This is a genomic window from Streptomyces sp. NPDC127190, from assembly GCF_042672505.1.
GTDB lineage: Bacteria > Actinomycetota > Actinomycetes > Streptomycetales > Streptomycetaceae > Streptomyces.
In genome coordinates this window covers 194,658-215,400 of the sequence record NZ_JBHXVE010000005.1, presented here as the reverse complement: position 1 = coordinate 215,400, position 20,743 = coordinate 194,658, and the positions used below count along the sequence as shown (strand labels likewise).

The following is a 20,743-nucleotide window of genomic DNA, read 5'->3' as shown; positions in this document are numbered from 1 at the left end:
GGAGGAACCATGTTCCGCAGCGAGTACGCAGACGTCCCGCCCGTAGACCTCCCCATCCACGAGGCCGTCCTCGGCGGCGCCGCCGCCTTCGGCGACCTGCCCGCCCTGATCGACGGCACGGACGGCACCACCCTCGGCTACGCGCAGGTGGACCGGTTCCACCGGCGGCTCGCCGCCGCCCTCGCCGACGCCGGCGTCCGCAAGGGCGACGTCCTCGCCCTGCACAGCCCCAACACGATCGCCTACCCGACCGCCTTCTACGCGGCCACGCGCGCGGGTGCCGCCGTCACCACCGTGCACCCGCTCGCCACCGCCGAGGAGTTCGCCCGGCAGCTGCGCGACAGCGCGGCCCGCTGGATCGTCACCGTCTCCCCGCTGCTCGACATCGCCCGCCGGGCCGCCGAACTCGCGGGCGGGGTACGGGAGATCTTCGTGTGCGACAAAGCCTCCGGACACCGCTCGCTCGGCGACATGGCGGCCACCACCGCCCCCGAGCCACGGCTCGCCTTCGACCCGGCCGAGGACCTCGCCGCGCTGCCGTACTCCTCCGGCACCACCGGCGTCCCCAAGGGCGTCATGCTCACCCACCGGCAGATCGCCACCAACCTCGCCCAGCTGGAACCGGCCGTCCCGCTCGGCCCCGGCGACCGCATCCTCGCCGTACTGCCGCTGTTCCACATCTACGGCCTCACCGCCCTGATGAACGGCCCCCTGCGCAGGGGCGCCACCGTCGTCGTGCTGCCCCGCTTCGACCTGGAGACCTTCCTCGCGGCGATCGAGAAGCACCGCATCACCGCTCTCTACGTCGCCCCGCCGATCGTCCTCGCCCTCGCCCGGCACCCCGCGGTCGGCCGCTACGACCTCTCCTCGGTGCAGTACGTCATGAGCGCCGCCGCCCCGCTCGACGCCCACCTCGCGCGCGCGTGCGCCGAACGCCTCGGCGTGCCCCCGCTCGGCCAGGCCTACGGCATGACGGAACTCTCCCCCGGCAGCCATGTCGTCCCCCTCGACCGGCTGCGCGAGGCACCCGCGGGCACGGTGGGCAGACTCGTCGCCGGCACCGAGATGCGGATCGTCTCCCTGGACGAGCCCGGCAGGGACCTCGGCCCCGGGGAGGCGGGGGAGATCCTCATCCGCGGCCCGCAGGTGATGAAGGGCTACCTCGGCCGCCCCGACGCCACCGCCGCCCTGATCGACAGCGACGGCTGGCTGCACACGGGAGACGTCGGGCGGGTGGATGAAGCCGGCTGGCTGTACATCGTCGACCGGGTCAAGGAACTCATCAAGTACAAGGGCTACCAGGTGGCCCCCGCCGAACTGGAGGCCCTGCTGCTCACCCACCCCGGCATCGCCGACGCCGCCGTCATCGGCACCGACGACCCCGACGGCAACGAGATCCCGCACGCCTTCGTGGTCCGCCGCACCGGCACCGCCGACGACCTCACCGAGAACGAGATCATGGCGTACGTCTCCGCACGCGTCGCGCCCTACAAACGCGTCCGCGCCGTCACCTTCCTCGACACCGTCCCGCGCGCGGCCTCCGGCAAGATCCTGCGCCGGGAACTGAGGGAGCTGCCGTGACCCCGATCGGCCGTACACGCGCGCGTGGCGTGGAAACCCTCAGCCTGGACGCCACCGACACCCGCAACGCCCTGTCCACGGCCCTGGTCTCCGGCCTCGCCGCCGCCCTCGCCGACTGCGCCGCCGACCCGGGCGTCCGGGCCGTCGTCCTCACCCACACCGGCACCACCTTCTGCGCCGGCGCCGACCTGCGCGACCCGCCCCACCCGGACGCGCTGGTGGCGCTGCTCCGGCAGATCGTCGAACTGCCCCGCCCGGTCGTCGCCCGCGTCACCGGACACGTCCGCGCGGGCGGCCTCGGCCTGCTCGCCGCGTGTGACATCGCGGCCGCGTCGACGGCGGCCACCTTCGCCTTCACCGAGGTCCGCATCGGCGTGGCGCCCGCGGTGATCTCCCTGCCGGTGCTCCCGCGCACCGACCCGCGGGCCGTCGCCCGGTACTGCCTCACCGGGGAACGCCTCACCCCCGAGGAGGCCGTGCGCGTGGGCCTGCTGACCACCGCCGCCGACGACGTGGACGCGGCCCTGGCCCCCGTCCTCGACGGCCTGCGCCGCTCCTCACCCGAGGCCCTGGCCGAGACCAAGCGGCTGCTCACGGCTAGGGTGCTGGAGGCATTCGACCGGGACGCGGCCGCCCTGACCGCGCTCTCGGCCCGGCTGTTCGCCTCCGACCAGGCCAGGGAGGGGATGACGGCCTTCCTGGAGAGACGGGACCCGGCATGGGTGGTGTGACCGCGTGAGACCGACGGCGGAACGTGAGCGCGTGCCCAAACAGGACCGCAGCCGGGCCACCCGGCAGCGGCTCCTCGAAGCCGCCGTGGCCTGCCTCGCCGAACACGGCTGGGCGGGCTCCACGGTCGCCGTCGTCGCCGAACGCGCCGGCGTCTCCCGCGGCGCCGCCCAGCACCACTTCCCCACCCGCGAGGACCTGTTCACCGCAGCCGTCGAGTACGTCGCCGAGCAGCGCTCCACCGCCCTGCGCGACCTCTTCCCCGAGGGCGCCGCCGACCGCCGGGCCGTCGTCTCCGCCCTGGTCGACCTCTACACCGGCCCGCTCTTCCGCGCCGCCCTGCACCTGTGGGTCGCCGCCTCCAACGAGGAGCAGCTGCGCCCGCGCGTGACCGAGCTGGAGGCCCGCGTCGGCCGCGAGACCCACCGCATCGCCGTGGAACTGCTCGGCGCCGACGAGTCCCGCCCCGGCGCCCGCGAGACCGTCCAGGGATTCCTGGACATGGCCCGCGGCCTCGGCCTCGCCAACCTCCTCACCGATGACACCGCCCGCCGCGAACGAGTCGTCGCCCAGTGGGCCGAGCTGCTGGCCCACGCCCTGGACTGAGCCACTGTCAGGGGCGCCGGTCACGGTCTTTCCAGGCCGCGGGGTGAGCCGGTCCGCGCACGGGTGATCCGGGTCACATCGGGATCCGGCCAGGGGCAGTACCCTTGCCGCATGCTTCCGATGCTCGTCCGCCGCCGCCACGTGGACTACGTGCGCGTCACGAGCATGGGCTGTCGGCGCTTCTCCGCCTGACCCAGCCCCCTCTTCTTCTTTTCCTTTTCCGGAACCGGATCTCGGCACCGGGGGCCGCCCTCACCCCTCGGCGGCCACCCGTGCCCCGTACACCCCGCGGACGCACCATGACCACGCACAGAGCGACGTCGTACGACCAGCTCCCCATCATCGACCTGTCGGCCGCCGACCGCGGCCCCCAGGCCCGCGACCTGCTCCACGCCCAGCTGCACAGCGCAGCCCACGACGTGGGCTTCTTCCAGCTCGTCGGCCACGGAGTGACGGCGGCCGAGACCGACGCGCTGCTCACCGCCATGCGCGCCTTCTTCGCCCTCCCCGAGGCCGACCGGCTCGCCCTCGACAACGTCAACTCCCCGCACTTCCGCGGCTACACCCGCACCGGCGACGAGCGGACCGGCGGCGCCCGCGACTGGCGCGACCAGCTCGACATAGGCGCCGAACGCCCCGCCCGCGTCCCCGGCCCCGACGAGCCGCCGTACTGGTGGCTCCAGGGCCCCAACCAGTGGCCGGCCGCCCTCCCCGAGCTGCGCACCGCCGCCCTGGCCTGGATCGACAAGCTGAGCGCGGTCGCGGACCGGCTGCTGCGCGAGCTGCTCACGGCGATCGGCGCCCCCGCCGACTTCTACGCCCCGGCCTTCGGCGACCACGCCCACCCGCACCTCAAGCTGGTCCGCTACCCGGGCAGCGCGGGCGACGGCACCGACCAGGGCGTCGGCGCGCACAAGGACTACGGCTTCCTGACCCTCCTGCTCCAGGACACGGTCGGCGGCCTCCAGGTCCAGCGCGAGGACGGCCGCTTCCACGACGTACCGCCGATCGAGGGCGCCTTCGTGGTCAACCTCGGCGAACTCCTGGAGGTGGCCACCAACGGCTACCTGGTGGCCACCAACCACCGCGTGGTCAGCCCGCCCGGCGCCACCGAACGCTTCTCGGTGCCCTTCTTCTACAACCCCCGCCTGGACGCGCGGATCGAGCCGCTGCCCTTCCCGCACGCGTCCCGGGCCCCCGGCATCACCACCGACCCGTCCAACCCGCTGTTCGCCGAGTACGGCTACAACGAGCTGAAGGGCAAGCTGCGGGCCCACCCGCTGGTGGCCGAGCGGCACCACACAGGTCTTCTGACACCGGCCTGAGCGGCCGGTCCCGAGGGGCGCGGAAGCGCCCCTCGGGCACCCCTTCAGTGGGCGATGTCCACGAACCCCGCCACGTCCTCCGGGCGGCGCGGCCCGGGACCGACATACCGGGCCGACGGCCGCACCAGCCGCCCCGTCCGCTTCTGCTCCAGAATGTGCGCCGACCACCCCGCGGTGCGGGCACACGTGAACATGGACGTGAACATGTGGGCCGGAACCTCGGCGAAGTCGAGCATGATCGCGGCCCAGAACTCCACGTTGGTGGCCAGCACCCGGTCCGGCCGCCGGTTGTGCAGCTCCTCCAGCGCGGCCTTCTCCAGCGCCTCCGCGATCTCGAACCGCGGCGCCCCCAGCTCCCGCGCCGTACGCCGCAGCACCCGCGCGCGCGGGTCCTCCGCCCGGTACACCCGGTGCCCGAAGCCCATGAGCCGCTCACCGCGGTCCAGGGCCTGCTTGACGTAGCCTTCCGCGTCCCCGGTGCGCTCGATCTCCTCGATCATCCCGAGCACCCGCGAGGGCGCCCCGCCGTGCAGCGGCCCGGACATCGCGCCCACCGCACCCGACAGCGCGGCGGCGACGTCCGCGCCCGTGGACGCGATCACGCGCGCGGTGAAGGTGGAGGCGTTCATCCCGTGCTCGGCCGCGGAGGTCCAGTACGCGTCCACGGCGGCGACATGCTTCGGGTCGGGCTCCCCGCGCCAGCGGATCATGAACCGCTCGACCACCGAGTTCGCCTTGTCGATCTCCCGCTGCGGCACCATCGGCAGCCCCTGCCCGCGCGCGGACTGGGCGACGTACGACAGCGCCATGACGGCGGCCCGCGCCAGATCCTCCCGCGCCTGGCCCTCGTCGATGTCCAGCAGCGGCTTCAGCCCCCACACCGGGGCCAGCATCGCCAGCGCCGACTGGACGTCCACCCGGATGTCGCCGGAGTGGACGGGGATCGGGAACGGCTCGGCGGGCGGCAGCCCCGGGTTGAAGGCGCCGTCGACCAGCAGCCCCCAGACGTTCCCGAAGGAGACATGGCCGACGAGATCCTCGATGTCGACGCCCCGGTAGCGCAGGGCCCCGCCTTCCTTGTCGGGTTCGGCGATCTCCGTCTCGAACGCGACGACTCCTTCGAGCCCGGGTACGAACTCGGACATGAGGCGGCTCCTCGTGCGTGATGTGGCGGCGGCGGTCACCCCGGTGATGCCCCGACGGACCGGTGGTCACCCAAACCGCGAAGGGACCAGCACGATATCCCCCAGTGCCATACATGGGCAGCCCATAAGACACTGAGTGCCACACACGCGCGCGTGCGATGAGGCCGCGGACGCCCGGTACGGCGCGGACGCCCGGTGGCAGGATGGCCGCGTGACCGACCGCAACCCGCTCCTCGACCCCGCCTTCGACCCCGCGGCCATGCGCAAGCAGTACCGAGCCGAGGGTCTCGACGAGCGGGACCTCGCCACGCACCCGATGGACCAGTTCGCCCGCTGGTTCGAGGAGGCGGCCCGCGCCGCCCTCCACGGCACCCTCTACGAACCCAACGCCATGGTCGTCGCCACCGCGGACGCCGCCGGCCGGCCCAGCACCCGCATGGTCCTGATGAAGCAGTACGACACCGAGGGCTTCGTCTTCTACACCAACTACGACTCCCGCAAGGGCCGCGACCTCGCCGAGAACGACCAGGTCTCCCTGCTCTTCCCCTGGCACCCGCTGGCCCGCCAGGTCGTCGTCACCGGCACCGCCCGCCGCACCGGCCGGGACGAGACCGCCGCGTACTTCCGCACCCGCCCGCACGGCTCCCAGCTGGGCGCCTGGGCCAGTGTGCAGTCCGCGGTGATCGCCTCCCGCGCCGAACTGGATGCCGCCTACGCCGACCTGGAGGCCCGCTACCCGGAGGGCGAGCAGGTCCCGGTGCCCCCGCACTGGGGCGGCTACCGCGTCACCCCGGAGACGGTCGAGTTCTGGCAGGGCCGGGAGAACCGCCTGCACGACCGGTTCCGGTACGTCGCCCGGCCCGACGGCACCTGGACGACCGAGCGCCTCAGCCCCTGAGGAACCTGGCGCCTGAGAACGCAGACGACCCGCGGGCTGGGTTCCTCCGAGGAGGAGCCGGCCGGACGTACCGGCAGCCCGCGGGTCGGGTGACTGCTTGGGAATGGGGCCGGCTGCACGTGTCTCTCACGTGCCGGTCCGGCACCGCACAGTGTGTGGTGACGGGCCGCTAGCCCGCAGCCACCTCACGCGTCCGGTATTCATACATCTGCCGAACCACCTCCCTTCTCGTGTACCGCCACACTAGAAAGTGCCCGGGGACCGCCTCAACTGTTTTTTCGCGGGAACTTCTCGAGGGAACTTCGCGCGGAACTTCTTGAGGGAACTTCTTGTGGGAACAGGGTGTGGGGTGTGTCACGTTCGAGTTGAATGAAGGCAGTGAGCGAACGCGCCGTCAGGGCGTGTGGACGCGGCTTCAGGGGGTCCAGGGTGAGTGCTTCCCGGCGGAGTGGGACCACCGACGAGCTGGGGCCGGAAGACCCCGGCGAGTCCGGTGAGCACGGGGGGTCCGATCTGCTCGCCGCGCTGCTGGACGGCATGGACGCGGCCCTGTGCGCCTTCGACGCCGACGGGGTCGTCACCCACTGGAACCGCGAGGCCGAGCGGATCCTCGGCTGGACGGCGGCCGAGGCGGTCGGGCGGCACGGCTTCGCCGGGTGGGCGGTGCGCAGCGCCGACGCCGAGGAGGTCCAGTCGCGCCTGATGTCGGCGATGCACGCGCCCGGACGCCAGGTGCACGAGTTTGCGCTCGTCACCAAGGACGGCGGGCGGGTGCTGGTGCGGACCCAGGCCGCGGCCGTGCGCGGGCCGGACGGCAAGCCCGCCGGGCTGTACTGCGCGTTCAGCGAGGTGCACGCGCAGATCGACCTGGAGCGGTCCATCGCGCTGAGCGAGGCGCTGTTCGAGGACGCGGCCTGGGGGGTCGTCCTGATCGACGCCGATCTGCGGCCGGCCGTGGTGAACGCGTACGCGGCCCGGGCGCTGGGCACCGGACGCACCTCCGCGCTGGGGCGGCCGCTCGGCGAGCTGCTCGCGCAGGGCGTGGAGGAGCTGGAGGCCGCGCTGACCCATGTGCTGTCCGAGGGCGCGCCCCCGGCACCGGCCGAGATGTGGGTGACGCTGCGCACCGCCGAGGGCGAGAAGCGGCGGTGCTGGCGCAACGGCTTCCTGCGGCTGGCCTCACCGCTGGCCGAGGAACCGGTGCCGCTCGGCGTGGGCTGGTTCTTCATGGACGTCACCGAGGCCAAGCAGACCGAGCAGGAGGCGGCCCTGCTGCGGTTCCGCACCAACCAGCTGCACCGCGCGGCGCGGGCCGCCGCCGAGTGCGAGGACCCGGCCGAGGCCGCCACCGTCCATCTGGACTTCGCCCTCGCCGGTTTCGCCGACCACGCGCTGATCGACCGGGTGGCGCCGGCCCCCGCGCGCGCGGAGGACGGGGCCGAGGAGAGCGCCGTACGGCTGGTACGGCTCGCCGCCACGCCCGCCGGTGCGCCCGGGCCGAGTCTGCTGACGGGCGCGGCCGGGCTGCCCGTGCGCTACCCGGAGGGCCATCCGGCGCTCCAGTGCGTGGCGCGGGCCGGGACGGTGCGGGCGGACGCCGGGGCGGTGCCCGCCGAGCGGGCGCGGGAGTGGGCGGTGGAGCGGCAGTGGCCGGGCGACGCGGTGCACGCGCTGTGCGCGGTGCTGCGCAGCCGGGGCCGCACCCTGGGCGTGGTGACCTTCCTGCGCGGCCCCGGCCGCAGCCGCTTCGAACGCTCCGACACGGCCTACGCCGAGGACGTCGCGGTCCGCATCGCGACCTCCCTGGACCTGGCGGAGTCGACGCGGGAGAAGTCCTAGCCGCCGTTCAGTGGCGGTAGAAGATGCGGTCGGCGTACTCCTTCATCACCCGGCCGTTCCACTCGTGGCCGCCGTCGACGTTGCCGGAGCGCAGCAGCGGGGGTTCGAGGCCGCGGTCGGCGAGGGTGGCGGCGGTGGTCGCCATGACGGCCTGCATCAGGGCGCTGGTGACGACCGTGGAGGCGGGGGCGAAGGGCGCCGGGATGGTGTCGAGGGTGAGTTCCGCGTCGCCGACGGCGATCTTGGAGTCGAGGACGACGTCGCAGTGGTCCTTCAGGAAGGTGCCGGAGGCGTGCCGGGACGTCGTCTCGGCGGCGTAGGCGACCGAGGTCACGCCGATGACCTTCACCCCGCGCGCGCGGGCGCTCTGGGCCATCTCGACCGGGAGGGCGTTGCGGCCGGACAGGGAGATGATCACGAGGGCGTCGCCGGCGCGGACCGGCGAGGTGTCGAGGACGGCGCCGGCCAGGCCGTCGACGCGTTCGAGGGCGGAGCCGAGGGTGGCCGGGGTGACGTCGACGCCGACGACGCCGGGGACGGCGAGCAGGTTCATCAGGGCGAGGCCGCCGGCGCGGTAGACGACGTCCTGGGCGGCCAGCGAGGAGTGCCCCGCGCCGAAGGCGAACAGGCGGCCGCCGGCGGCGACGGTGTCGGCGAGCAGCGTCCCGGCCGCGGCGATCGCTCCGGCCTCCTCCTCGCGGACCCGTTGCAGCAGGCCGATGGCGGCGTCGAAGAACAGGTCGGCAGGCGTGCCGTCGCTCATGCGGTGCCCCTTCGCAGCGTCTGTGTCGCGGATCACCGTGCGGTCTGGACCAGTGCGGTGTCAATACGGCCGCAGGTCACCGCGGGCACCCGGTTTCCCCGGCACCCCCCGGATGTCAGTGGGATCCGGCAGAATTGGTGGCAGGGCCAGCGCACGCGCCGGGTGACCTTCCGGCAGAGGTAATCGAGGGGCACGTATGTCCGGACTGATCGACACCACGGAGATGTATCTCCGCACCATCCTCGAGCTGGAAGAGGAAGGCGTCGTCCCCATGCGCGCGCGCATCGCGGAGCGGCTGGACCAGAGTGGTCCGACGGTGAGCCAGACGGTGGCGCGGATGGAGCGCGACGGGCTGGTCTCCGTGGCCAGCGACCGCCACCTGGAGCTGACCGACGAGGGCAGGAGGCTCGCCACGCGCGTGATGCGCAAGCACCGCCTTGCCGAGTGTCTGCTGGTCGATGTGATCGGCCTGGAGTGGGAGCAGGTCCACGCGGAGGCGTGCCGCTGGGAGCACGTGATGAGCGAGGCCGTGGAGCGCCGGGTGCTGGAGCTGCTGCGGCACCCCACCGAGTCGCCGTACGGCAACCCGATCCCGGGCCTGGAGGAGCTGGGCGAGAAGGACGGCGCCGATCCGTTCCTGGACGCGGGCATGGTGTCGCTGGCCGACCTCGACCCGGGCACGGATGGCAAGACGGTCGTGGTCCGCCGGATCGGCGAGCCGATCCAGACGGACGCGCAGCTGATGTACACGCTGCGGCGGGCCGGTGTGCAGCCGGGTTCGGTGGTGAGCGTGACCGAGTCGCCGGGCGGGGTGCTGGTGGGCAGCGGCGGCGAGGCGGCCGAGCTGGAGGCGGACGTCGCCTCGCACGTGTTCGTCGCCAAGCGCTGACCTCCCGAGCGCGTCACGGACAGGAGAGGGCCCCGGCACCCTGTGGGCGCCGGGGCCTGTCCTCCCCTTTGCTGACCCGGAGCCCCGAGCTCTCAGGGTCATTCCCCTCGGACCGGTTTCCCCGAGCGGTCCGCCTCCCGCCAGAAGAGATCCCCTCGGCGGCGGCGATCATTCCTTGAGGGGTGTCACTCGAATGAGGGGTGTTGTCCGCAGGGACAGCATTTTCGAATACGCATTCGATAGTGTGCGGCGGTAAACCACCGATCGAGCAGGCGGAGCTGGGGGGGTGCCAGGTCCATGGCGCGGCGTATCGAAGTGACGGGAGCGGGCGGGGTGCGCCTGGCCGCATGGGAGTTCGCCGATCCTCCCAAGGGCGGGCCGGACACCGGCAGCGCTCCCGGAGTGCTGTTACTTCACGGCCTGATGGGCCGTGCTTCGCACTGGGCGTCCACCGCCCGCTGGCTGTCCGCCCGCCATCGCGCGGTCGCCCTCGACCAGCGCGGCCACGGCCGCAGCGGCAGGCCCGCACGGGCCGGCTACACCCGCGAGGCGTACGTCGAGGACGCCGAGGCCGCCGTGGAACAGCTCGGTCTCGCCCCCGTCGTCCTCATCGGCCATGCCATGGGCGCGCTCACCGCCTGGCAGCTGGCCGCCAAGCGCCCCGACCTGGTGCGCGGCCTGGTCATCTGCGACATGCGGGCCTCCGCGCTCGGCGCGGCCTCGCAGCGCGAGTGGGCCGACTGGTTCCGCTCCTGGCCCGCCCCCTTCGCCACGCTCGCCGACGTCCGCACGTGGTTCGGCGAGGACGATCCCTGGGTGGAGCGGCCGAACCCCGCGCGCGGTGCCTTCTACGCCGAGGTCATGCAGGAGGGCGAGGACGGCTGGCGGCCCGTATTCGACCCCGAGCACATGCTCGCCTCGCGCGAGACCTGGGTGTACGACGCGCACTGGGACGAGCTGACCCAGGTCCGCTGCCCCACGCTGGTGGTGCGTGGCCTGGACGGGGAGCTGGGGCGGGCGGAGGCCCAGGAGATGGTGCGGGTGCTGCCGCACGGGGAGTACGCGGAGGTCGCCGACGCCGGGCACCTCGCGCACTACGAGACGCCGGAGGCCTGGCGCTCGGCCGTCACACCCTTCCTGGACCGGCTGCTCGCGGACTGAGCGCCCCCGGCTAGGGCCCGCGACGCCGGCAAGATCCGAAAGAGAGGCCCTACCGGTCCCGGCCGCACGCGTACGCCAGCGGAGAGATCAGCTCCTCCGCGTCCGGCAGCCAGCGGTTCGCCGGAGTCGGCCGGCGAGCCCACTGCACCGCGCCTCGGGAGCCGAACCGGGTGGGGGGAGCGGCGACGTACGCCCCCTCGCCCAGCGCCACCAGGTCCAGCGAGGAGAGCGACCACCCCAGCTTCCGCACCAGCTCGGCGACCTTGCCCGAGGCCCCCGGCAGCACGAAGAAGTTCATCCGCCGGTCCGGGGTGAGCGTCACCGGGCCGAGCGTCAGCTCCATTCGCTCCATGCGGGCCAGCGCGAGAAACCCCGCACTCTCCGGGACGGACAGCGCGTCGAAGGTGCGCCCGGTCGGCAGCAGGATCGACGCCGTCGGCTGCTTCTGCCACATCCGGCGGGCGACGGTCGCACTGCCGGTCGCCTGGGTCGCCCAGTCGGGGCGCGCGGGGTGCGCACCCGGCGCAGGGCAGGAGGCGTCGTCGCACGAGCAGCGCTGCATCCCGTCGACGGCTTCCAGCCAGGTGCCCGGGAACACGTCCCAGTGCCGCTCCTCGGCGTAGCGTACGGCGGTTTCCAGCAGCGATTCCCCGCGCTGCTGCGGAATCTGGGCGGCTTCGGGGCCGGCGATCGTCTCTTCCACGCCCCTCTCAACTCCCGCACTCACCCGGAGTTACGGCCGTAGCGCGCGCGGGGGAGGAGCATCGATTCCGCAGCCGGGGCGCATGGGTGCATGGACGGGGGCGCGCAGGAGGAGGCGGGGCGTGCGGTGGGTAGCCAGGGGTGGGGTGGGCGTCCGCCTTTACCCCGGCAAACCGCATATGTCACGCATTGACGGTATGTCAGCTGGGCAGTGATCTTTGCAACCGGATCACCGGCCTGATCGTCACGCTCCAGGGTTCCCAACGCAGGGGGTAGCACATGGCCGCAAGGCCTCTCGTGGCGAGGCAGCCGAACGAACGGCTGCAAGCTCTCATCCAGGAAGCGGGGTGCTCCAACGCCGGCCTGGCCCGGCGGGTGAACATGTGCGGCGCCGAGCACGGGCTCGATCTGCGCTACGACAAGACGTCCGTGGCCCGCTGGCTGCGCGGACAGCAGCCGCGGGGCCGGGCGCCGGCGATCATCGCGGAGGCGCTCGGGCGCAAGCTCGGCCGTACGGTCACGATCGACGAGATCGGCATGGCCAACGGCAAGAACCTCGCCTCGGGAGTCGGTCTCCAGTTCTCGCCGACGGTGCTGGGGGCCATCGAGCAGGTCTGTGAGCTGTGGCGCAGCGACGTGGGCCGGCGGGACTTCCTGTCCGGCTCCTCCGTCGCCGCCTCGGCGCTGGTCGAACCCAGCCGGGACTGGCTGATCTCGGCACCGGACGCCCAGGTGGCCCGGCAGGCGGGCCCGCGCGTGGGCCAGGCCGACGTGGCGGCCGTACGGTCCATGACCCAGGCGCTGACCGACCTGGACCACCAGTTCGGCAGCGGGCATGTGCGCCCGGTGGTCGTGCACTACCTCAACAGCGTCGTCTCCGGGCTGCTCGCGGGCTCCTACCGGGAGGCGGTCGGGCGGGAACTCTTCGCCGCCGTGGCCCGGTTGACGGAGCTGGCCGGGTACATGGCCGTCGACACCGGGCAACCCGGCCTGGCCCAGCGGTACTACATCCAGTCGCTGCGGCTCGCCCAGGCCGCCGGCGACCGCGGCTACGGCGGGTATGTGCTGGCCGCCTCCATGAGCCATCTCGCCGCACAGCTCGGGAACCCGCGCGAGATCGCGCAGTTGGCGCGGGCCGCGCAGGAAGGGGCGCGCGGACAGGTGACCCCGCGCGCGGAGGCGATGTTCCACGCCGCCGAGGCACGCGGGCACGCGCTGCTCGGCGACGCGCGCGCGGCGCAGGCGTGCACCGGACGCGCGGTCGCGGCGATGGAGCGGGTGGACCCCGACTCGGGGGACGACCCGGTGTGGATCCGGCATTTCGACGAGGCCTACCTCGCCGACGAGTTGGCCCACTGCCACCGCGACCTCGGCCAGCCCGAGCAGGCCGCCCGGTACGCCGAGCAGTCGCTGGCCGGGCACCCCGAGTCCCGGGCCCGCCGGCGCGCCATCGGCTATGTGCTGCTCGCCACGGCCCAGGTGCAGCAGCGCGAGGTCGAACAGGCCTGCGCGACCGGACTGAAGGCGGTGGAACTGCTGGAGAACCTCCGCTCCACCCGGGGCGCGGAGTATCTGGACGACCTTCAGCAGCGGCTGGCCCCGTTCCGGGAAGAGGCGGTGGTACGGGAGTTCGGGGCGCGCCTCGACCTCCAGCAGGCAGCGTGAACACCCGCCCCGCGATTGCGTGAACGCACGGCCAACACCGCCCGGGTGCGCGTGCGGTGCCCGGGAGCGGGATCGCGGGGCGGTGGTGTTGCGGCCGTCACAGGCCCCAAGGTTGCGCCCTGAGCTGCGTAGCACCCGGCTCGGGGGACCCGGTAGCGTGAGCCGACGATTCACAAGGTCCCCCATTGGTAGGAGTCCCGGTGACGCAGAGTGGACAGGGCGAGGAGCCCTCGGCGCGGCAAGCGCGCGAAGGCATCGTGCTGCCCTCCGACGGAGGCGAGCCGTTGCTGCCGGGCATGGCCGGCGCACCCGCCCCGACGGCACCGGCCGGCGGGCAGGCCTGGAGCGGGCAGTGGGGCCCCGGGCAGCAGACGCCGCAGCCGGGTGAGGGCTGGCCCCCGGCGGCCGACCAGCAGTGGGAGGCCCCGGCCGGCCCCGAGCAGCCGCCGGCCGCGGCCCACCCCGGCCCGCTGCCGCCCGAGGGCGCCCCGGCACCGTCGTACGGCGGCCAGGGGTACTCCTACGGCGGTCAGGACGCCGGATACGGCGCGGCGGCCGGACCGTACGCCCAGCAGGGCCAGTACCCGCAGCAGGACCCCTACCAGCAGGGTCCGCGGCAGGACTCGTACCAGCAGGGCGGGCAGCAGGACTCGTACCAGCAGGGTCAGCACGAGGACCCGTACCAGCAGGGCGGGCAGCCCCACCCGGCGGCGCAGGGGTCGGCCGGGCCGCTGCCGCCCGCCCATCCGGCCGCGGGCGCCCCGCTGCCGCCCGCCGCCGACGCGGCCACCCAGTACCTGCCGCCCGTCCCGGGCGGCCCGGTGGGCTCCGGCCTGCCCGGCATTCCGGGCGTGCCCGGTGCGCCCGGGGGCGAGGCCGCCACCCAGTACCTGCCGCCGATCCCCGCAGCTCCGGCGCCGGCCGACGAGGGCGCCACCCAGTACATACCGCCGGTCCCGCCGGCCGCCTCGGGCGCGCTGCCGGCCGAGTCGGGCGCCGAGGAGACCCGGTACCTGGGGCGCGCGATCCCGCAGTCGGCGCCCGCTCCCGGGTCGTCGGACGCGGAGGCCACCCAGTACATCCCGCCGTTCGCCGCGGCGGCGCAGGCCGACGGGGACCGGCAGCCGCCGGCCGAGTTCGACAGCCTCTTCCGCAGCGGCCCGGGCGGCGGTGACGGTCCGGCGGGCTCCACCCAGCAGCTCCCGCTCGTCCAGCAGCCGGACGCCTACCCCGGCCCGGCCCCCTCGTCGTACGGCCCGGCCCCCTCGTCGTACGGCCCGGGCCCCTCGTCGTACAGCCCGGCGCAGCCGTCGTACGACGCGGCGCACGACAGGGACGACCGGCCGCGCGGGCGGTCGCGGGTGCCGCTCATCGCGGCGATCGGGGTCGGCCTCGTCGTCGTGGGTGTGGGCGCCGGTGCGCTGCTGAGCGGCGGCGGGGGCGACAAGAGCCAGGGCAACGACGACAAGACCGTCGCCGCCGCCTCCCCGGCCACCCAGGGATCCGCCTCGCCGTCCGCCGACCCGGCCCGGGCCCAGGCGGTCGAGCTGGACAAGCTGCTCGCCGACAGCGGCAGCAGCCGCGCCTCGGTGATCCAGGCGGTGGGCGACGTCCGCCGCTGCGACAACCTGGACCAGGCCGCCTCCGACCTGCGGGACGCGGCCAAGCAGCGCACCGGGCTGGTCACCCGGCTCGGCAAGCTGTCCGTGGACAAGCTGCCGGCGAACGGACAGCTCACCGACGCGCTGACCAAGGCCTGGCAGGCGTCGGCGGCGGCCGACGACCACTACGCGGCCTGGGCCGACCAGGCCAAGGGCCGCAAGGGCTGCCACAAGGGCCATGCCCGGGTCACCGGGCAGACCCAGGCGGCCAACAAGGAGAGCGGCACCGCCAGCGTGCAGAAGACCAAGGCGGCGGCGCTGTGGAACGCGATCGCCCGGAAGTACGGCCTGACCCAGCGCCAGCCCACCCAGCTCTGACGCCGGGCGCGGGCGTCACTGGATGTCCGCGTCCGCCAGGATCCGGGTCACGTCGGCGGTGCCGCTGCCGGTGCCGCCGAGGGCGCCCCGGGCCGCGACCAGCCGGCCGCCCCGGACCACCTGGAGGGTCACATCGGCGTTGACCAGGCGCGGGAAGCCGACCGAGGCGAGCTTGCCCTGGTAGGGCCAGTGCAGGGCCGGGGTGAGGCCGCCGGTGGACACCCGCAGGCCGCCGTCGAGGGTGTGCCGCACGGTGTCGGCGCTGACCTCGCCGGAGCCGATCCGCTCCAGGACGGCCTTGAGCACGGTGTAGGCGATCCAGGTGGTCTGCACTCCGGCGTCCGCGGGGTCGATGCGGTTGTCGCCGAAGGCCTCCTCGTTGATCACCTTCTTCATGGTGGCCCAGCGGGCGTCGGACGCCGGCGGGTACCAGCCGGTGATGTACGCCCCCTCGTACGGCCCGCCCGTCCCGCCCGTGGCGTCGATCACCGTCTGGTCGACGCTGCCGAGCACGGTCGCGGTCCGTACCTCGGGGAAGTTCTCGCGGCTGCGCCGGAAGGAGTCCATGAAGGTGTCCGTGCGGTCCCCGAGCGCGGGCACCACACAGCCCTTCTTCGCCAGGCCGGTCGTCCCCGTGGCAATCGTGGTGGCCGTGTCCTTCGTCGCGGAGCGCAGCGCCTGCGCGGCCTGGTCGCCGTACTCGGTGGCGTCCTCGGGCGCGAGCTGGTCGACGGCGTCGCGGTGCCCGCCCGCCTTCAGGCCGGAGTTCAGCAGCGTGGGCAGTTCGTCGCCGGCGATGCTGTCGGGGCGGACCAGGGAGACCTGCCCGCAGACGGCCGAGAGGGCCTTGCCGAGACCGGCGAGCAGGGCGGGCTGGCCGCCGTTGACCGGGTACGACATCGGGCCGGTGAACTCGTCGTTGGTGACGCCGTAGCCGCCGATGTAGGGGATGCCGGCGCCCTCCAGCGGGGCGAGGTAGGAGTCGCCGAACTGGCTGTAGGAGCCGACGACCGCGACCACGTCCTCGTCCGCCGCGCGCCGGGCGCACTTCGCCGCACCGACGGAGTCGTTGTGGTCGTTGCAGGTCAGGACCTCGAGCTGGTGTCCCGCGATCCCGCCGTGGGCGTTGATCCACTTGGCGTAGGCGCGGGCCATCGCGGGCATGCCCGGCTTGTTGGTCGCGTCCGTGTTCTCCGGCGCCCAGGTCATCACCTTGACCGGGTCGTCCCCGGAGCCCCCCGTGGCACCGGGGACGACCCCGCACCCGGCGGCGAACGAGGTACACAGCGCCAGGATGGCCGCCGCGCGGGCGGAGGCCCTGACGGGCCGGGATCGGAGGGAGGAGAAGGTGCTGCGCGTATGTCGCCTGCCGGTCATGTCCCCACACCATTCCCCCACACCGGTAACCCGGGAGTGACCCTCGGTCAACGAAAGGTGACGCCGAGGTGAATTACGGGGGCCGGTGTGGCCGGTGGTGCGAAGAACGTACGATCGGTGACCGTGCAAGGTTCGGAGAACTCTTCCCGTCGTGGCCGTCGCTCCTCCACCATGGGCGGCATGCCCCTGAACGACATGCCGTGGTGGCGCTGGCGCAGCAATGTGCGCTCGGCGCTGCACATGCTCTCCGACCCCGTCTTCCAGCGGGAGGTCTGGCTGGCCGGCGTGGACGGGTACGGCGACGTCACCGACGCCGTGTACCGGCTGGTGGAGGACACCTGGCTGGACAACTGGTCCGCGGAGAAATACGTCGGCACCATCTTCCGCGACTCGCAGGAGGCGGCGCTGGTCGACACCGCCGTGCTGCGGGTGCTGCGGATCATGCACCAGGTCGGCCCGGACGCCCCCGTCGCCGCCTATCTCGAGCACGCCGGGTGGCCGGAGGCGGTGCGGGCGGCGCGGGACGCGCATGTGCGGATGTCGGCGAGCGACGGGGAGGACCCGGACGCGCCGCCGAAAACGCTGGAAGTACTGCGGATCATGACCCGGACCGCGTAGCCGGGCCGGTCCCGGCAGGCGGGCAGCCGTCCCGTCCTGCGGGACGACCGCCCACGGGGGTACGGCGGTGTGGGACCCTGTAGTGCATGAACGAGCAGCCCTCGCCCGCCGCCGCCCCGGCCGACCAGTACGTCCTCACCCTCTCCTGCCCGGACAAGCAGGGCATCGTGCACGCGGTGTCCAGCTATCTGTTCATGACGGGCTGCAACATCGAGGACAGCCAGCAGTTCGGCGACCACGACACGGGTCTGTTCTTCATGCGGGTGCACTTCTCGGCGGACGCGCCGGTGACGGTGGAGAAGCTGCGGGCGAGCTTCGCCGCGATCGGTGACTCCTTCCACATGGACTGGCAGATCAACCGGGCCGACGAGAAGATGCGCATCGTCCTGATGGTCAGCAAGTTCGGCCACTGTCTGAACGACCTGCTCTTCCGGGCGCGGATCGGCGCCCTGCCGGTGGAGATCGCGGCCGTGGTCTCCAACCACACCGACTTCGCCGAGCTGGTGGGCTCGTACAACATCCCCTTCCACCACATCCCGGTGACGCGGGAGAACAAGCCGGAGGCCGAGGCCAGGCTGCTGGAGCTGGTGCGCGAGGAGAACGTCGAGCTGGTCGTCCTCGCCCGCTATATGCAGGTCCTCTCGGACGACCTGTGCAAGCAGCTGAGCGGCCGGATCATCAACATCCACCACTCCTTCCTGCCGAGCTTCAAGGGCGCCAAGCCGTACCACCAGGCGCACGCCCGGGGCGTGAAGCTGATCGGCGCGACCGCTCACTACGTCACCGCCGACCTGGACGAGGGCCCGATCATCGAGCAGGAGGTCGAGCGGGTCGGCCATGACGTCACCCCCGACCAGCTGGTCGCGATCGGCCGTGACGTGGAGTGCCAGGCGCTGGCGCGCGCGGTGAAGTGGCACGCGGAGCGCCGCATCCTCCTCAACGGCCGCCGGACGGTGGTCTTCGCCTAGGCATCGCGACGGCGGGCGAACTTTTCGATCGCCGCCGGGGTGACGGGGGTGAAGAAGTTGACGAGGTTGCCGTCGGGGTCGCGGAACAGCAGCGACCGGTTGCCCCAGGGCATCGTGGTGGGCTCGGTGACGACATCGGTGACGAAGCCGGTCAGGTTCCGGTGCACACGGTCCACGTCGTCCACGAGGAACTCGGTGATCACGCTGTGGTTGGCCGCGGGGCGGGCGGAGCCCGGGGCGAACAGCGGGACCGTGCGGGTGCCGGCGATCGCGAGGGTGGCGCCCGTGGTCCTGAGTTCGGCGAAGTCCTCGGTGGCCCACGTCGCCCGCGCCCCGGTGGCTCGCTCGTAGAACTCCACGAGGCGTGCGACGTCGCTGGTGATGATGCGGATCGAGACGAAGTCCATGGGTATCTCCTTGGCTGTGCCGACGGCGTGCAGTCGCAAGCAAGCTAGGAGACATAGAGGACAGATTCGGTCCTGTTTACGGCCTGCCGGGCGGGCTGGTCACATCCGGCTCAGTGAGGCCGTCGCGAAGAGGACGTCTCTGATCGCCTCCCGGTCGCCGAGCTGGCCGGCCGCGGCCTCCTCCGGAGGGATGCGGCCCGCGGCCAGGCGGCAGAACTCCACGCCGTCCAGGGCGACATGGGCCACCTCGAACTCCGCGGAGCCCACCGCCGCCGGCGAGTCCAGCGGGATCAGCCACTCGCCGCCCGCCGCGCCCTCGATCTCCAGGCGCAGGCTGCGCCCGGGCGCGCCTGCCGGCACGAGATGGGGGACCGGGCCGGGCGCGGACAGCCCCGCGCGGCGCCGCTCGGCGAGGGCCGCCGGCAGGGTGCGGGCGGCGAGGTCGATCATCGCGCGCAGATGGCGGGGCGCGGGCGGCTCGTAGGGGTAGTCCACCGCCTCCGCGATGTCCTCCGCGTGCACCCAGCACTCGAAGGCGCGGTCCAGCAGCGCGTCGTGCAGCGGGAGTTCGAAGTCGTCGTAGGAGACCGCGAGGCCGCCGGAGTGGCTGCCCGTGAAGGCCACCGTGCGCACCAGGGCGTGGCTCTGCTCCCGCCAGGGCGCCCGCACCGAGCGGCCCGGCGGGAAGTGCGCGGCCCGCCAGTACGCCTCGGTGCGCTCGGCCGGGCCCAGGGGCTTTGTCCCGGCGTCGGCCGACTCGGCCAGCGGGTCGGCCAGGCCGAGGGCGGCGGCGACCAGTCCGTCGACCGCGAGGAGATGGGCGATGACCCCGGCGACGGTGGTACGACGGCTCGTCGGGCGGTCGGCCTCGAACCAGCGCAGCCGCACCGGGGCGTGCCACTCCGCGTCCCCGATGTCCTGGAGCAGGGCGTCCAGGCGGGCGGTCTCGGCGTCGTACGGCGCCGCCCACCCGGGTACCGGGATGCGCGGCGGGCGGCGCTCCAGGCAGCCCTCCAGGACCCGGGTGCGCAAGGCGGGGTCGAGGTCGAGGCTCTCCGGCTGGTGCAGCAGACCGACCGCCTCGCGCAGCCGCCGGGCCTCGTCGGCGCAAGCGCCACAGTCACCCAGGTGCTCTTCCACGGCCTCGGTCTCCGCCGCCGAGCAGGCGGCCAGCGCCCAGGCGCCGAGCAGCGACTTCAGCACGCCGTGCGGCAGGTCGAGCGGGGCGGGCGCGGGCTCCTGGCCGGCGAGGTCGGGCAGCGGCCGGCCGCCGTCCTCGACGGAGGCCCGGGGCAGCGGTATGCGGGGCGCCCGGTCCGGACCGGGCCCGTCTCCCGGCGGCACCTGGCCGGCGTCTCCGGAAGGCTGCTGCCCCTCCGGATCCTCCGGACCCTCACCGTCGTACGCCCCGAAGCCTTCCGCGCCGCTCATGCCGCACCACCTCCGTGTCCCGGGGGTGTCCCGGTGTCGTGGGCGGTGGACAGGAGTTGCAGGCCGAGGCGGAGCCTGCGGCGGGCCTCGTCCTCGGTGACGCCGAGGTCGGTGGCGGTCTGGCGGTAGTCGCGGCGCTGGAAGTAGGCCCGTTCGAGGGCGGCGCGCAGCGGGGCGGGCATGGAGTGGACGATGTAGTCGGCGCGGGCGGCGACCGAGGCGCGGCGCACCGTGCGCTCCAGTGCCTCGTGGTCCGGCTCCCCGCCCTCCGGCCGCTCCCGCTCCTGCCGGTCCCGCAGGCGTTGCACGGCGAGCCGGTGGGTCACGGCGGCCATCCAGGTGCGCATCGGGCCCTGTCGGGGGTCGTAGGTCTCGGGGTGTTCCCAGGCGTACGCGAAGACCTCGCGGGTGACCGCGTCGGCCGCGGACTCGTCGGCGAGGACGCGGTGCGCGAGGCCGTGCACGAGCGAGGCGAACCGGTCGTACAGCTCGCCCAGGGCGGCCGCCTCGCCGCGGGCCAGCCGCTGCTGCATCTTGCGGTCCCAGCGGGGCGGTACGTCCTTCCCGGCCATGCGGTCCCTCCCCTCGCCCGTGTCCGGCCCGTCCAGCGTGTCTGCACCGTCATCCCGAATGTAGTCGGCACCTCTGACAGCGCACGCC

At 73.5% G+C, this 20,743-nt stretch carries 19 protein-coding genes; 12 read left to right on the top strand and 7 right to left on the bottom strand.

What is annotated here, in order from left to right; translation table 11 throughout:
* Positions 1-9: 9 nt before the first annotated feature.
* The 4 genes from ACFVIU_RS11260 (at position 10) to ACFVIU_RS11245 (ending at position 4,241) form a co-directional block, all read left to right on the top strand.
* The gene (locus tag ACFVIU_RS11260; protein WP_385842034.1) at positions 10-1,581 is read left to right on the top strand and encodes a 4-coumarate--CoA ligase family protein; all 1,572 of its coding nucleotides are present in this window, start codon (positions 10-12) and stop codon (positions 1,579-1,581) included.
* Positions 1,578-2,312 (top strand): enoyl-CoA hydratase family protein, encoded by a 735-nt coding sequence (locus tag ACFVIU_RS11255; RefSeq protein ID WP_385842033.1) that lies wholly within the window; start codon positions 1,578-1,580, stop codon positions 2,310-2,312. The genes ACFVIU_RS11260 and ACFVIU_RS11255 overlap by 4 nt, the downstream gene beginning before the upstream one ends.
* Positions 2,313-2,343: 31 nt before the next feature.
* The gene (locus ACFVIU_RS11250; protein WP_385842032.1) at positions 2,344-2,916 is read left to right on the top strand and encodes a TetR/AcrR family transcriptional regulator; all 573 of its coding nucleotides are present in this window, start codon (positions 2,344-2,346) and stop codon (positions 2,914-2,916) included.
* Between the two features lie 299 nt (positions 2,917-3,215).
* Positions 3,216-4,241, top strand: coding sequence for an isopenicillin N synthase family dioxygenase (locus ACFVIU_RS11245; RefSeq protein ID WP_385842030.1), 1,026 nt, complete (start codon positions 3,216-3,218; stop codon positions 4,239-4,241).
* Positions 4,242-4,285: 44 nt separating this feature from the next.
* Here ACFVIU_RS11245 and ACFVIU_RS11240 read toward each other — a convergent pair whose 3' ends face one another.
* A complete protein-coding gene (locus ACFVIU_RS11240; RefSeq protein ID WP_385842029.1) occupies positions 4,286-5,386 on the bottom strand; it encodes a citrate synthase 2 in 1,101 nt (366 codons plus the stop codon).
* Between the two features lie 211 nt (positions 5,387-5,597).
* Here ACFVIU_RS11240 and pdxH point away from each other — a divergent pair, with 211 nt between their 5' ends.
* Together pdxH and ACFVIU_RS11230 are read left to right on the top strand one after the other, a co-directional pair.
* Positions 5,598-6,284 (top strand): pyridoxamine 5'-phosphate oxidase, encoded by a 687-nt coding sequence (gene pdxH / locus ACFVIU_RS11235; protein WP_385842028.1) that lies wholly within the window; start codon positions 5,598-5,600, stop codon positions 6,282-6,284.
* 429 nt (positions 6,285-6,713) lie between these two features.
* A complete protein-coding gene (locus tag ACFVIU_RS11230) occupies positions 6,714-8,123 on the top strand; it encodes a PAS domain-containing protein (protein WP_385842027.1) in 1,410 nt (469 codons plus the stop codon).
* 7 nt (positions 8,124-8,130) lie between these two features.
* Here ACFVIU_RS11230 and ACFVIU_RS11225 read toward each other — a convergent pair whose 3' ends face one another.
* Positions 8,131-8,886: an SIS domain-containing protein gene (locus ACFVIU_RS11225; RefSeq protein ID WP_385842025.1), complete on the bottom strand. Its 756-nt coding sequence runs from the start codon at positions 8,884-8,886 to the stop codon at positions 8,131-8,133.
* A 196-nt stretch (positions 8,887-9,082) separates the two neighbouring features.
* On the opposite strand from ACFVIU_RS11225, the gene ACFVIU_RS11220 reads away from it, so the two are divergent.
* Both ACFVIU_RS11220 and ACFVIU_RS11215 read left to right on the top strand, forming a co-directional pair.
* Positions 9,083-9,775 carry a metal-dependent transcriptional regulator gene (locus tag ACFVIU_RS11220; protein WP_385842024.1) on the top strand — a complete coding sequence of 231 codons (693 nt, stop codon included), beginning with the start codon at positions 9,083-9,085 and terminating at the stop codon, positions 9,773-9,775.
* 297 nt (positions 9,776-10,072) lie between these two features.
* The gene (locus ACFVIU_RS11215; protein ID WP_385842023.1) at positions 10,073-10,936 is read left to right on the top strand and encodes an alpha/beta fold hydrolase; all 864 of its coding nucleotides are present in this window, start codon (positions 10,073-10,075) and stop codon (positions 10,934-10,936) included.
* Between the two features lie 49 nt (positions 10,937-10,985).
* On the opposite strand, the gene ACFVIU_RS11210 is transcribed toward ACFVIU_RS11215, so the two are convergent.
* Positions 10,986-11,639, bottom strand: a complete 654-nt coding sequence (locus ACFVIU_RS11210) for a bifunctional DNA primase/polymerase (protein WP_385842022.1) — start codon at positions 11,637-11,639, stop codon at positions 10,986-10,988.
* 278 nt (positions 11,640-11,917) lie between these two features.
* Here ACFVIU_RS11210 and ACFVIU_RS11205 point away from each other — a divergent pair, with 278 nt between their 5' ends.
* Complete coding sequence (locus tag ACFVIU_RS11205) at positions 11,918-13,303, top strand: transcriptional regulator (protein WP_385842020.1); 1,386 nt, start codon at positions 11,918-11,920, stop codon at positions 13,301-13,303.
* Between the two features lie 200 nt (positions 13,304-13,503).
* Positions 13,504-15,282, top strand: a complete 1,779-nt coding sequence (locus tag ACFVIU_RS11200) for a hypothetical protein (protein ID WP_385842019.1) — start codon at positions 13,504-13,506, stop codon at positions 15,280-15,282.
* 15 nt (positions 15,283-15,297) lie between these two features.
* Here ACFVIU_RS11200 and ACFVIU_RS11195 read toward each other — a convergent pair whose 3' ends face one another.
* Positions 15,298-16,659: an ABC transporter substrate-binding protein gene (locus ACFVIU_RS11195; protein ID WP_385842018.1), complete on the bottom strand. Its 1,362-nt coding sequence runs from the start codon at positions 16,657-16,659 to the stop codon at positions 15,298-15,300.
* 117 nt (positions 16,660-16,776) lie between these two features.
* On the opposite strand from ACFVIU_RS11195, the gene ACFVIU_RS11190 reads away from it, so the two are divergent.
* Positions 16,777-17,277, top strand: coding sequence for a hypothetical protein (locus ACFVIU_RS11190; protein ID WP_385842017.1), 501 nt, complete (start codon positions 16,777-16,779; stop codon positions 17,275-17,277).
* Positions 17,278-17,363: 86 nt separating this feature from the next.
* Entirely contained in the window at positions 17,364-18,245 is an 882-nt protein-coding gene (gene purU / locus ACFVIU_RS11185; protein ID WP_385842016.1) for a formyltetrahydrofolate deformylase, read from the top strand.
* On the opposite strand, the gene ACFVIU_RS11180 is transcribed toward purU, so the two are convergent.
* The 3 genes from ACFVIU_RS11180 to ACFVIU_RS11170 form a co-directional block, all read right to left on the bottom strand.
* Complete coding sequence (locus ACFVIU_RS11180) at positions 18,242-18,652, bottom strand: VOC family protein (RefSeq protein ID WP_385842015.1); 411 nt, start codon at positions 18,650-18,652, stop codon at positions 18,242-18,244. The two genes, purU and ACFVIU_RS11180, sit on opposite strands and share 4 nt — an antisense overlap.
* A gap of 99 nt (positions 18,653-18,751) precedes the next feature.
* Entirely contained in the window at positions 18,752-20,083 is a 1,332-nt protein-coding gene (locus tag ACFVIU_RS11175) for an MDMPI N domain containing protein (RefSeq protein WP_385842014.1), read from the bottom strand.
* Positions 20,080-20,655: a sigma-70 family RNA polymerase sigma factor gene (locus ACFVIU_RS11170; protein ID WP_385842012.1), complete on the bottom strand. Its 576-nt coding sequence runs from the start codon at positions 20,653-20,655 to the stop codon at positions 20,080-20,082. Before ACFVIU_RS11170 ends, ACFVIU_RS11175 begins: the two co-directional genes overlap by 4 nt.
* Positions 20,656-20,743 lie beyond the last annotated feature (88 nt).